We start from the raw sequence: 12,254 nt of genomic DNA, 5'->3' as shown, positions 1-12,254 counted from the left end.
CTCCCCCGGTCCGGTTCTCACAGTTCCTTCGTGCGGCGCAGCAGCCACACCAGGTACGGCGCGCCGACCAGGGCCGTGACGATGCCGACGGGGATCTCGGTCGGGGCGAGGAGCCAGCGGCCGAGGGCGTCGGAGACGACGACCAGGACGGCGCCGAGGACGGCGGCCATGGGGACCATGCGGCGGGTGTCGTTGCCGACGAGGCGGCGGGCCAGGTGGGGCGCGACGAGGCCGACGAAGCCGACCGCGCCGACGGCGGCCGCCGTGCCGGAGGCCATCACCGCGCCGGCGGCGAGGACGAGCAGCCGGGCGCGGCCCAGCTCCAGGCCGAGGGCGCGGGGCAGTTCGTCCCCGAGGGCCAGCAGGTTCACCGGCCGCGCCACCGCGACCAGCACGGCCGCCACCAGGGCGGGCACGACGAGCCAGCCGAGCGCGTCGAAGCCGCGGGCGTAGGTGCTGCCCGCGAGCCAGCTCAGCGCCGCGGAGATGTTCATCTGCGAGCTGACCACCATGATGTTCACCAGGGCCATCGCCGTGGCACCCGCGCCCAGTCCGACCAGCACCACCCGGGTCGGGTCGAGCCCGCCCCGTACACCGTGCCGCCGTCCGCCGGCGATGGCGACGACCAGGGCGAGCATCAGGACACCGCCGATGCCCGCGGCGATCGGCAGGACGACCAGCGGAGCGGACGGCACGGCGATGATGACCAGCATGGCGCCCAGGGAGGCACCGCCGGTGACCCCGACGAGGCCCGGCTCGGCCAGCGGATTGCGCACGACGGCCTGCACCGCCGTGCCCGCCACCGCGAGACACGCGCCCGCCACGGCCGCCACCAGGATCCGCGGCAGCCGGTACGACACCACGGCCTCGGTGATCTGCTCGGCGGAACCGAACAGCGCCGCGCCCAGCTGGCCCCAGCTCACCTCGACGTCACCCACGCGCAGCGACAGCGCCATGGCCACGACCAGGGCGACGAGGCCGCCGCCGATCGCGACCGCGTAGACGGGAGCGCGGCGCCGGTCGGAGACCACGACCGCCGCACCGGTGTCGGCGTCACCGGTGCTGACCCGCCGGGCCAGCACCATGAAGAAGGGCCCGCCGATGAGCGCGGTGACCACGCCGACGGGGATCTCCGAGGTGTACACCGCGGACGGCGGCACGACGAGCTGGGCCGCCGCGTCCGCCGCGAGCAGCACGGCGGCGGCGGTCAGCGCGGCCGCCGGGATCAGCAGCACGTGGGTGCGCAGGCCCAACTGCCGTACGATCACGGGCGCGATGAGCCCGATGAAGCCGATCGGGCCGGCCAGGGACACGGCCGCCGCGGCCAGGAGCACGGCGACGAGGAACGCCGCGGGACGGATCCGTTCCACCCGTACGCCCATGGCCTGGGCCGTCTCGTCACCGAGCGCCAGCAGGTCGAGGGGCCGGGCGAGGAGCAGCGCGGGCACGGCGACGACGGCCACGAACACGCCGAGCACGAGGGGCCGTTCGAGGCCGGTCTGCATCAGGGTGCCGTTGCCCCAGAAGAACAGTCCGCGGGTCGCCTGCACGTCCAGCATCTGCAGGAACTCGGCCGCCGCGGTGCAGGCGAGCGCGACGGTCGCGCCGGCGAGCAGCACCCGGCCGGGCGCGGACACCCCTCCTCTGCTCAGCAGATGGACCACGGCGATGGCGAGCAGCCCGCCGAGGAAGGCGGCGCCCCCGGCCGGGACCGGGCCGAGGCTGACGCCGGTGAACGCCACGAGCACCACGGCGAGGTACGCGCCCGCGTTCACGCCGAGCGTGTCGGGGGCCGCGAGCGGGTTGCGGGTCGCCCCCTGGACGAGCACCCCGGAGACGCCGAGCGCGACACCGACGACGAGGCCGGTGAGCGTACGGGGCAGCCGGGCGCCCAGGAGCACGTCCTTGGTGTGGGACTCCCCGTGGCCCGCGAGCAGGTCCGCGATGTCCTCGAGGCCCACCCCGGACGCGCCGATGCCGAGGTGGAGCACACCGACCAGACACAGCAGCAGCGACAGGGCGCCGCCCACGAGCACGGCTCGTGAGCGGCGCCCCGGCAGCGCGACGGCGACCGCCATCAGACCTTCAGGGCCTTGCCGGTCTCGTCCAGGATCTGCACGGCCGACAGCGGGCCGCCGAACAGCCAGGTGCCGGGGTCGAGCGCCAGGGCCCGGTCCTGCTTCACGAAGTCGAGGCCCTTCCAGACCGGGTTGCCCGCGAGGGAGCCGGTGAACGGGTTGTCCGCGTCGGCGGCCACGTACAGGAAGGTGGAGTCCTTCTCGACCTTGGTGAGTCCCTCGACGCCGACCGTGGTCATGCCCCAGGCGTCGGGCTGGCCCTTCCAGCCGTTCTTCAGACCGGCGAGGCCGAGCACCTGGCCGGCGAGGGAGTCGTCGGTGAGCATCCGGATGGAGGCGGAGCCGTTGGCCGTGAAGCCCTGCGCGAGCGCGTACTTCAGGCCGCCCTTGCCCGCCTTGTCGAGACGGCCCTTGAGCTCGGCGGCCTTCGCGTCGATCTTCCCGAGGACGCCGGCGGCGGCGTCCTCCTTGCCCACCGCCTTCGCCAGCTCGGTGAAGTTCTTCTTCAGCGTCTGCATCTGCGGCTTGGTGGTGTACACGAAGGAGAGCACCGGGGCGATCTCGCCGAGCGCCTTGAGGTTGGCCTTCGAACGGTCGTCGTCGACCACGATGAGATCGGGCTGGAGGGCCTTGATCTTCTCCAGGCTGGGCTCGTTGCGGTTGCCCACGTCGGTGACGCCCGCCGGGAGCGCCGCCCCTTCGGCGGTGATCCACGTGCCGTACCCCTTGTTGTCGGCGTTGCCGACCGGGGTGACGCCGAGTGCGACGAGTTCCTCGGTGTACGTCCACTCCAGTGTGACGACCTTCTTCGCCGGGGCCGGCAGGGACACCGTGCCCCGGGCGGTCTCGACGGAGATCGCTCCGGCGGTACCGGCCTTTCCGCCGCCCGTCTTGTCGCCGGTCTCGCCGACCGTGCCGGATCCGCAGGCCGCGGTCAGCGCCATGGCGACGGCCGTGCCGCCGATCGCGAGGGCGCGCAGCATTCTCCGCATGAACAGACTCTCCTTCGTGCTGTGAAAGGTGGTGCGTGGGGCGGGGATCGATCCGGGGATCAGGAGGTGGCGGCGGACGCCCCGGACCGCTGCGGGAAGCAGGCGAGATAGCCGGTCGACGGATCGCGGACGACGCTGACCCGCAGGCCGAAGGCGTCCTCGATGACGTCGGGGGTCAGCACCTCCTGGGGCGCGCCGGCCGCGGTGACCCGGCCGTCGGCGACGACCACGACCTGGTCGGCGTAGGCCGCCGCCTGCGTCAGGTCGTGCAGCACGACACCGCAGGCGATCTGGTGGTCGCGCGCCAGGCGCCGGACCACGTCGAGCACCTCGAACTGGTGCCGCAGGTCGAGATAGGTGGTGGGTTCGTCGAGCAGCAGGACGCCCGCGCGCTGCGCCAACACCATGGCGAGCCAGGCGCGTTGGCGCTCTCCGCCGGAGATCTCGTCGAGCCGCCGCTCGACCAGGGGGGCCGCGTCCGTGACGTCGAGGGCCCACTCGATGGCCTCGGCGTCCTCGGCGGTGTGCCGGGCGAGCGCGCCCCGGTGGGCGTAACGGCCGTGTCGTACCAGCTCACGGACGGTCACACCGGCCGGAGTCAGGGAGGTCTGCGGGAGGAACGCCAGCCGCTGCGAGAGGCTCCGGCGTCCGAGGGAGGCGAGCGGGGCGCCGTCGATCAGCACCTCGCCGCCGATCGGTGCCAGGAGTCCCGCCACCGTGCGCAACAGGGTCGACTTGCCGCAGCCGTTGGGGCCCACCAGGACGGTGAGCTCCCCCGCCCGTAGCGACAGTTCGACGTCCCGGAGCACCGTACGGCCCGCGTGCCCGACGTCGAGACCCTTCGCCACCAAGCGAACGTCGCCTAAGAGCACCGCATACCTCCCACTGTTCGGGCCGACGCCGCCACGATACTGGTGAGGTTAGGCAATCCTAAGAGGATGGGGCTCGTTTTTGATCGTCGTAATCATGTCGAGACCTCGCGCGCGCCCCCGCGCCCCCTCTCAAGTCCCACACTCCCGCCCGGTGTTCAGGGGTGCAGCAGGGGCAGGTCCACCTCGGACCACAGAGCGCGGGGAACGGCGGTCCGGTCCTCCTGGATTCCCTCCTCGGTACGCCAGATCTGGGCCCGGAGGGCGGGGCCGTCGCCGTCCACCGCCGGCCAGCCCGGGTCGCCCGTCGCGGCGAAGCCGGCCCAGGCGCGCACCATGCGGTCGGCCAGCCGATGGTCCTGGGCGGTGGGCGCGCCGCCGATGAGGAAGGCCAGGCGCTCGTCGCCGATGTTGCCGAAGGCGAACGGGATGTCCGCGCAGTGCCAGGCGCGTACGACTCCGTCGGGGCCGGTGCGCCGCCGGTCGAAACGCGAGAGGAAGGCACGGCCGCCGGCCCGGGCGTGGAGTTCGGCGAGCCGGCTGCTGTACTCGCCGAACAGCAGATCGCCGTAGAGGGCGAGATAGACGTCGAGGACGGGGGCCTCGGGCATCGCGGCGCGATAGCCGCGGACCAGGGTGTCGGGGAGGTCGAAGTCCTCCGCGAACCGGGCGAGCCGTTCGGGGGTGTCGACCTTGGCGCTGCTGCCGACCGCGTCGAGCAGCCAGTACTCCTCGGTGGTGTGGCAGACCAGCAGGTCGATGCCCTTGGTCGCACCGGCGGTCATCCCCGTGAGCGGGTCGGTGGGCAGGACGTCGCCGTCCAGGACGGGTGCGTAGAGGGAGGGGTCGTAGTGGCGGGACCCGGAGGCGGGGTCGCGCCGATAGCGGTCGACGACCCGGTCGGAGGCGCCGACCAGGGCCTGCGCAGTCGCGGCCGTCAGTCCCTCGGGCGTGGCGGGGCACCCGGCTTCGGCGGCGACCTCCCGGGTGGTGGCCGCGGCGGTGTCCGGGGTGTAGCAGGGGCTGGCGGGGCTGTGGAGGATGGCGCGGTGGAAGAGGCCGCGGGCCCGGTCCATCACCATCAGGCAGGCGGCCGAGGCGGCCCCGGAGGACTGGCCGGCGACGGTGACGTTCCCGGGGTCGCCGCCGAACGCGGCGATGTTCTCCCGCACCCAGCGCAGGGCGGCGACCTGGTCGAGCAGGCCGCGGTTCTCCGGGTACGCCTCGCCTTCGCCGCCCGGGACATGGCCGAAGCCCTCGAAGCCGAGCCGGTAGTTGAGCGTGACCACGACCAGCCCGGCACCGGCCAGGACGGTGCCGTCGAAGTCGGGCTGGGCGGACGACCCGAAGACGTAGGCGCCGCCGTGGATCCACACCAGGACCGGCAGTCGCCCGCCGTCCGGGGCGGGGGTCCACACGTTGACGGTCAGGATGTCCTCGTCCCCGGGCGACCACACGGGCGCACCGGGCAGCTCCGCCGACTGCGGTGCGACCGGCCCACATTCCGTACAGTCCCGCACACCGCTCCACGCGGGCGCCGGCCGGGGCTCGCGGAACCGGTCGGCGCCGAAGGGCGGTGCGGCGTAGGGGATGCCGAGGACGGCGACGATCCCGGCGGAGGTCCGAAACCCGCGCACCGTTCCGCTGTCCGTCTCGAAGATCTCCACGGTGACCGTCCTTCACTCGGGTGCCGAATCGCCTGGTGAGGCGGGGACTTGAGTGTGGCACCGCACGGCGCCGCGTGACCAACACCAAGATCGTCGGGATTCACGCACTGCCGTTGTCAGTTCGCGATGGTTGTCGCCCGGGTCAGCAGGAGGCGGACATCTCGTCGGGGCGGTGACGGCGGTTGTGGGCCTCCTGGGCCAGAGGTCGTCCCGGTCCGGGGCGGCCCGCGTGGTGCGACCATACGGCTGTGGAACGGCATGGCCCTGGAGGCCCATCCGGCCGAGGACCCCCGGACGGAGCTGCCCTGCCCGCGCCCCTTCGACGCCGACGCCTATCTCGCCTTCCTCGCCGCCCGGCCCGAGGTCGGCGCCGGACCGGTCGCCGCACCGGCTACCGCATCGGCACCCTGCCGCCCGGGGCGGTCGGGGAAGGCGGCGAAGGCGGCGAAGGCGTCCGCCTGGCCGTCAGGGGTGAGGCCGTCCCGGTGGTCACGCCCTCCAAGTTGGCCGACCGGGCCGACGCCCGACGTCCTCGGCCCACAGCCCGGTTGGGGACGCCCGCCCGACGTCCCCCGCCCACAGCCCGGTCGGGGGCGTCCGCCCGGGTCGACGTCAGCGCCCCAGGCTCGCCAGAACCGCCTTGGCCGCGTTCTCGCCCGAGGTCGCCGCGTCGGCGAGCGACGGCATGTCGAGCTGGTAGTCGCCCGCCAGGTGGATGGGCCCGAGGGCGTTCCTCAGCGTCGGCAGCGACGCGCGCCTCCCGGGGCCCCAGAAGGGCACCACGCGATGGTGCCGGCGCACGATCCCCTCGCCGAGCCTGCCTTCGAGCTGGGGGTAGACCGTGATCAGGTCCTTGGCGAACCGGGCGGTGATCTCCTCGTCGGAGAGCTCGAACAGCTCGTCGGCCATGGCGCCGCCGGCGAAGCACGCCAGCGCGCCGCCGGGCTTGCGCGGACCGCCCCTGCGCAGGGCGGCGGCATGGTTGAACACCGCCTGGAACGAGAGCTGCGGCGTGGACACGGCGAGGAGTTCGTCCCAGGGCTGCGGCCCCTCCTCCTCGGTGAAGAAGCCGACGATCACGTACCGGCCGTAGCGGATGTCGGCGAAGGCGTTGCGGTACGTCTGCGGAAGCCCGGGCAGGATCCGCAGGGCGATGTCGCTGGGAACGGCGACGACGGCCCGCTTCGCTCGCACCCGTACCGGGCCCTCCGCGTCGACGTAGTCCACGACGACGCCGTCCCCGTCCGGCTCCACGGACCGGACGGTCGACCGGAGCCGGAGGCGCGCGCCGAGATCGGCGGCGAGGATGTCGGTGAGCGTCTGGTTGCCGCCTACCGGCAGGGCGAAGTTCGGCACCTTCGCCGGGTCCGTCAGGGCGATGCCGATGGACGTCACCAGCTGGGTGGCCGCCGTTTCCTCCGGCTCGCACCCCATCCACTGGCCCGACCAGGAGCGCACCATGGCCCGGGCCGTTTCGGAGCGGATGCCGCGCAGCAGGTCCGAGGCGAGACGCCGGTCGAGCCTGGCCCGCACCCTTTTCGCGATGCGGCTGTCCGATGCGAGGAACGGAACGGCCGAGAGGAGCCGGGCGCCGACCATGACCATGCCGAGCTGGTCCATGAGGCGCATCCGGGTGCGGAACAGGAGCGCGAGCACGTCGGCGGTGTCGACCAGCTTTCCGTTGAGGGCCAGCGCCACGCCCTTTCCGGCCAGCGAGCCCATCTCGATGCCATGGTGGTGGAGCGCGTCGATCAAGGGCCCGGTGCCCTCGGTGAACTGCGTCCCGACGTTGATCCAGTAGTCGCCCTTCCGGACCGTCTCGACGCGCCCGCCCGCCCGGTCCGCGGCCTCCAGCACGACGACGTCGCTCTCGCCGGCGAGTGTCGTGGCCGCCATGAGCCCCGCCATTCCCGCACCGACGACGACGACGTCGCAGGTCTCCTCGCGTACGGACCGCTCTGCGCTCGTCGCCTCCGGCTCGGGCCGCGCGTTGGTCATCTTTGCTCCTCACACCCGCCGACAGACCGGACTCACGACCCGATCTCGAATCGCATTCGAGTTTAGACCACGCACGACTCCCTTGGACAGGCCCGAGGGCCACCGTGTGGTGCCGACCGCTGCCCCGGCTCCGTACCGCGGGCCCGGCCACGGAGGCATCGAGATCCTCACCGACCACGTCGGCCGTGTATCCCTCCACCGCTCAGCGGTCGGACCTCACCGAGCGAGTGCGAGAGCCCGTGCGCCTACGCGGGCAGCGCGGGGAACACGACCACCGAACCGTCCTTGTCGCGGGCGATCTCGATCGCCACGTCCGTCGTGCGGCCCCTGACGGTGACGCCGTCGCCCAGCCGGTGAATCCGGTGTGCCGCCCTCATGAGGCGATCGACTTCACCGGGGGTGAAGACGGGTCGCAGACCGCTCGGGCGTGCCGGCTCCAGTGCCGACAGGCGTACGAGGACATCGGCGATGCCCGTCTCCCATGCGTCGAGACGCTCCTGATCGCGCTGGAGAGCGTGGGTGAAGTTCTCGAACGGATTGCCGGGCTCGCTCTGGGCGTGCTCGACTGCCTGGAGAATGACCACCCGTCGCATCAGCGCGATGGCCAGGGAAGCGAGTTCGAGGTGGGTGCGGAAGGTTCCACCTTCGTCGTCGATGCCGGGGAACGACTTGGTCAACAGCCCGAGTTCGACGGCCTCGCCCTGGGGCAGGCTGCCGAGTGCACTCTGCCAGCGGGCCAGGCGGCGGTCGGTCTTGCTGAGCGCCGTGTTGATGGCGTGGACCGCCGAGTCGAGCCCCAGCGAGACACCGAGCCTGCCCTGGTCGAGCAGGATGGCGGTGGCCTTGTCGATGGCGGTGCGGCAGGCGTCGAGTTCGCTGAGCTCGTCCTCGAGTTTGTCCTCCTGAAGCTGCTCCAGCAGTTCCGTGATGTGTTCGGTGGCCTGCCGACGCTTGTGTTCGGCGTGCACGCTCACCCCCACCGCCACGGCCATGAGCACGAGCGGAGCGGCCACGGTGAGCGCCGTGCCGCCGGCGGCCGCGACACCGGCGGTCGCGCCGGCCCCGCCGGCGGCTGCCGCTCCTCCGACCGGCACGAACGTCGCCTGGGAGGCGATCCTTCCCGTCGAGTTCACGAGGGCACCGTAGACACCACCGGCACCGCCCTTCGGCACCATCGGGCGAATGAGGCCCTGCCCGAACTGGGCGGCGACCTTCGCCGGGACCACCATGCGATACAGACTCTCGCCGGAAGCGGTCGCCCTGGCCACCGTGAGGGAGCTGCGCGCCGATTGCGTGACGAACTGTGACAGGTGCTGCGCCAGGGGACTCGCGGCGTCGAGCGGGATGCCACGGCTGCGATCGAGCTTGGCGGGCAGCGGATGCGCCTCAAGCGTGACGATCGGCTCGTCGGCCAGGACGGCCAGCACCCCGCGCAGTTCCGCCAGACGCTCGGCCGTCATCGACTCGCCCGCGGTCAAACCGGACAGTCGGACATCGGCAGTCGCCAGCGTCCACACGGGTACAGTCGCCTTGCGGTCGTCAGTCATCGTCCCCCCCCTGTTCTCCGCCAGGAGCTTACGCCTGACGTCACATCACCAAGCCTTCATGGCCTGAACGAAACCCTTCTCGACGCGGCCGCGAACGGGACTGCACCCGGTTCTCGCCGCCGTCGTCCGGCACGGTAGGCCGCGGCCCTCCCGGCTGATGTACGTGGCCGGGTCTCAGCGCGCCGGTCCTGGCGTACGGGCGCCGGAACCGGCCACGCCCGCCGTCACTTGCGGCCGACGCCCGCGTACATCGCGACGTCCGGCGCCGGGGTCTCCGGCCGCCACGCGGAGCAGGACACCACGCCGGGCTCGAGCAGCTCCAGGCCGTCGAAGTAGCGGGCGATCGCCTCGGGGGAGCGCTGGGTGAGCTTCGGGGTGCCGTGCTCGTTCCAGAAGGCCACCGCCGCGTCGACGTCCGGCATGTCGGGGTGGGTGACGGTGTGGGACAGGACGAGGGGGCTGCCGGGCGCGAGGGCGTCCATGAGCCGGCGGACGATCCCGTACGACTCCTCGTCGTCCTCGACGAAGATGACGACCCCGAGCAGCATCAGCGCGACCGGCTTCGACAGGTCGAGCGTCTTCGAGGCGGCGGCCAGGATCGTGTCGACGTCCCTCAGGTCCGCGTCCAGGTAGTCCGTCCGCCCCTCGGGCGTCCCGACGAGCAGGGCGCGGGCGTGGGCGAGGACGAGCGGGTCGTTGTCCACGTACACCACCCGCGCGTCGGGGGCGACGCGCTGGGCGACCTCGTGCGTGTTGTCGGCGCTCGGCAGTCCCGTGCCGATGTCCAGGAACTGCCGGATGCCCTCCCGTTCGGTCAGGTGCCGCACCGCCCGCCCCAGGAACAGCCGGTCCGCCTTCGCGTACTCCCCGATCCCGGGGTGCAGCTCACGGATCCGGTCACCGGCCTCCCGGTCGACCGGGTAGTTGTCCTTGCCGCCGGTCCAGTAGTTCCATATCCGGGCGGTGTGGGGCCGGGAGGTGTCGATGCGCGATTCGATGTCGGTCATCCCTGCAACGTATCGCAGCGCTCCCGCAACTCCCGTGCCCGGATGCCCCTTTGACTCCTGCTGTTCACGCTGCCGCCGTGGCGGCCGTGGGCCCGCGACGGCCGGCCTCCTTTGACCAGGACTTCCGCGGCCGCCCGGCCCGGTCACCCCAGGAAACTCAGCCGCACCTGTCGCTCCGGGGCGTTCTCCAAGGGCGACACTGGAGATGCGGAGCTTGCCGCCCACCAGTCCCGCCGCAGGCAGCGCTGGTGAACAGGAACCAGCACCGCTTCCCCATGACGGAAGAAGGACAAGTGCCCGCTACCGGACCAGCCACCCTTCTCGTCCCGTTCGCCCGGGCGAGCCATGAGCACCTTGAGCCAATGCAGGACGTCACGCAAGCGCTCACGCCCACGTCCACCGGCCTCGGACCATACGTCGTCCCGGCGTACGGGTACCTCCGGAACATCGTCCTGGATGTCCATGCGTTCGGCGGCTCCGGCACCGGCGTTACCGCCGCGGAAGACGCGCCGTGGAGTGTGATCTCCGAGATCGCCCTCGTCGACACGAACGGAACGCCCGTCGTCGGCCCCTTCTCCGGGTATGACCTGTACCTCGTCAACAAGTACGGAGGCTACGTCTACGCTTCGGACCCGAAGCTGTCACCGATATATTCGGGTGTCGCCGCGTCCGACGGCGGTTTCCGGTTCTGCTTGCGAGTTCCCGCGGAGCTCTCCGCACAGGATGGGCTGGGAAGCCTCCCAAATACGAGCGCGGCATCCACGTGGAAGGTCCGAATCACTCTCGCCCCTGCGAACCATGTCTACGGCACCACACCATCCCACCTGCCGTCGGTGCGTATCCGGATACACCTGGAGGCATGGTCACAGCCGTCACGGACAGATCTCCAGGGCAACCTGATGGCCCAGGCACCACCGGCCGTCGGTACGACGTCTTACTGGTCCAAGATCACTCTTCCGGTGTCGAACGGCTTCAACACGCTCCGGTTGCTGCGCGTGGGGGCGCTCATCCGCAACCTGTTGTTCGTCTGTCGCGACGCGGCCGATTCGCGGTCGGAGGGCGACGCGATGTTCCCCGATACGACGTCGTTGTTCTGCGACACCCGTCTCCTGAAGACCTACCAGAAAGATTTATGGAAGCACGAGATGTTCCGGAAGACGGGGTTCTCCGCGCCGATCGAGGCGGCAAACGGACTCGACTCCGGGGTGTATGTCGAGAATTACTGCCCTCACCTCGATGGGAGGGCCGGCGACGAACTCCACCACCACTACCTGGCAACCACGCAGAGTACAAGGTGCGAGTTGACAGGATCGTTCTCCGCGGGCGGAACCCTCACGGTGCTCACGAACGACGTGGTCCCCGCTCCCGAGATCCGCACGGACGAGGTCGAGCTGGAGGGGCGTCGGCGGTGACGTCACCCGTGGGCCACTCAGCGAGGTGGGCCCGATGATGTGCCCGCCGATGGGGCGGCAGCCGTCAGCACGTCCTCCCGATGCCGCTCGGGCGAGGCCGTGGCAGCCTTGACCCGTGACAGCCGAAGGACGCCGAGCAGGCACTTCCCGCAGCCGCCCTACGGCCGCTCGGTCCGTCCATGGCGGTACCGCGCATCTTTCTCCCGTTTCGCCGGAACGCAAGGAGAATCGGCGGCCACAGCCGGGCGACCTTGACCCGATCGGTCACCCGAGGAAACTCAGCCGCACCTGTCGCTCCGGGTTGTCCCTGTTCGTGTCCACCAGGCACACCGACTGCCAGGTCCCGAGCACCAGGCGGCCGGCCACGACCGGGAGGGTGGCGTGCGGGGGGACGAGGGCGGGGAGGACGTGGTCGCGGCCGTGGCCCGGGGAGCCGTGGCGGTGCTGCCAGCGGTCGTCGGCGGGGAGCAGGTGGTGGAGGGCGGTGAGGAGGTCGTCGTCGCTGCCGGAGCCGGTCTCCAGGATGGCGAGGCCGGCGGTCGCGTGGGGGACGAAGAGGTTGAGGAGGCCGTCGCGGCCCTGGGCGTTGTCGGCGAGGAAGTCCTCGCAGTGGCGGGTGAGGTCCGTGACGGTCTCGGTGGACCCCGTGGTCAGGCGGAGGATCGTCGTGCTGAACGGCATGGG

9 protein-coding genes are annotated in these 12,254 nt (G+C 71.7%); 1 reads left to right on the top strand and 8 read right to left on the bottom strand.

Annotated elements, in window-relative coordinates:
* Positions 1–17: 17 nt before the first annotated feature.
* The 7 genes from ABTZ91_RS03155 to ABTZ91_RS03125 all read right to left on the bottom strand — a co-directional run bounded on the left by ABTZ91_RS03155 (position 18) and on the right by ABTZ91_RS03125 (position 10,158).
* Complete coding sequence (locus ABTZ91_RS03155; RefSeq protein WP_352075377.1) at positions 18–2,078, bottom strand: iron ABC transporter permease; 2,061 nt, start codon at positions 2,076–2,078, stop codon at positions 18–20.
* Entirely contained in the window at positions 2,078–3,070 is a 993-nt protein-coding gene (locus tag ABTZ91_RS03150; RefSeq protein ID WP_352075376.1) for an iron-siderophore ABC transporter substrate-binding protein, read from the bottom strand. The genes ABTZ91_RS03155 and ABTZ91_RS03150 overlap by 1 nt, the downstream gene beginning before the upstream one ends.
* Positions 3,071–3,129: 59 nt before the next feature.
* Positions 3,130–3,918 (bottom strand): ABC transporter ATP-binding protein, encoded by a 789-nt coding sequence (locus ABTZ91_RS03145; protein WP_352075375.1) that lies wholly within the window; start codon positions 3,916–3,918, stop codon positions 3,130–3,132.
* 179 nt (positions 3,919–4,097) lie between these two features.
* Positions 4,098–5,606, bottom strand: coding sequence for a carboxylesterase family protein (locus tag ABTZ91_RS03140; protein WP_352075374.1), 1,509 nt, complete (start codon positions 5,604–5,606; stop codon positions 4,098–4,100).
* Between the two features lie 612 nt (positions 5,607–6,218).
* The gene (locus tag ABTZ91_RS03135; RefSeq protein WP_352075373.1) at positions 6,219–7,604 is read right to left on the bottom strand and encodes an FAD-dependent oxidoreductase; all 1,386 of its coding nucleotides are present in this window, start codon (positions 7,602–7,604) and stop codon (positions 6,219–6,221) included.
* Positions 7,605–7,849: 245 nt separating this feature from the next.
* Positions 7,850–9,151, bottom strand: coding sequence for a hypothetical protein (locus tag ABTZ91_RS03130; protein WP_352075372.1), 1,302 nt, complete (start codon positions 9,149–9,151; stop codon positions 7,850–7,852).
* A gap of 224 nt (positions 9,152–9,375) precedes the next feature.
* Positions 9,376–10,158, bottom strand: coding sequence for an SAM-dependent methyltransferase (locus ABTZ91_RS03125; RefSeq protein WP_352075371.1), 783 nt, complete (start codon positions 10,156–10,158; stop codon positions 9,376–9,378).
* 362 nt (positions 10,159–10,520) lie between these two features.
* On the opposite strand from ABTZ91_RS03125, the gene ABTZ91_RS03120 reads away from it, so the two are divergent.
* Positions 10,521–11,570: a hypothetical protein gene (locus ABTZ91_RS03120; RefSeq protein WP_352075370.1), complete on the top strand. Its 1,050-nt coding sequence runs from the start codon at positions 10,521–10,523 to the stop codon at positions 11,568–11,570.
* Between the two features lie 264 nt (positions 11,571–11,834).
* Here the strand turns inward: ABTZ91_RS03120 and ABTZ91_RS03115 are convergent, their stop codons facing one another.
* Positions 11,835–12,251 carry a secondary thiamine-phosphate synthase enzyme YjbQ gene (locus tag ABTZ91_RS03115; RefSeq protein WP_352075369.1) on the bottom strand — a complete coding sequence of 139 codons (417 nt, stop codon included), beginning with the start codon at positions 12,249–12,251 and terminating at the stop codon, positions 11,835–11,837.
* Positions 12,252–12,254: the final 3 nt, after the last annotated feature.

Source organism: Streptomyces sp. NPDC126499 (genome assembly GCF_040302485.1).
In the GTDB taxonomy this organism is placed as follows: domain Bacteria; phylum Actinomycetota; class Actinomycetes; order Streptomycetales; family Streptomycetaceae; genus Streptomyces.
Note: the sequence above shows the minus strand (reverse complement) of the source record. Positions and strands in the feature narration are given on the sequence as shown.

What these genes read in the sequence shown, in the direction of transcription:
- ABTZ91_RS03120 (WP_352075370.1), top strand. Translation starts at nt 10,521, where the DNA reads ATGCAGGACGTCACGCAAGCGCTCACGCCCACGTCCACCGGCCTCGGA.
- ABTZ91_RS03115 (WP_352075369.1), bottom strand. Translation starts at nt 12,251, where the DNA reads ATGCCGTTCAGCACGACGATCCTCCGCCTGACCACGGGGTCCACCGAG.
- ABTZ91_RS03135 (WP_352075373.1), bottom strand. Translation starts at nt 7,604, where the DNA reads ATGACCAACGCGCGGCCCGAGCCGGAGGCGACGAGCGCAGAGCGGTCC.
- ABTZ91_RS03125 (WP_352075371.1), bottom strand. Translation starts at nt 10,158, where the DNA reads ATGACCGACATCGAATCGCGCATCGACACCTCCCGGCCCCACACCGCC.
- ABTZ91_RS03130 (WP_352075372.1), bottom strand. Translation starts at nt 9,151, where the DNA reads ATGACTGACGACCGCAAGGCGACTGTACCCGTGTGGACGCTGGCGACT.
- ABTZ91_RS03155 (WP_352075377.1), bottom strand. Translation starts at nt 2,078, where the DNA reads ATGGCGGTCGCCGTCGCGCTGCCGGGGCGCCGCTCACGAGCCGTGCTC.
- ABTZ91_RS03150 (WP_352075376.1), bottom strand. Translation starts at nt 3,070, where the DNA reads ATGCGGAGAATGCTGCGCGCCCTCGCGATCGGCGGCACGGCCGTCGCC.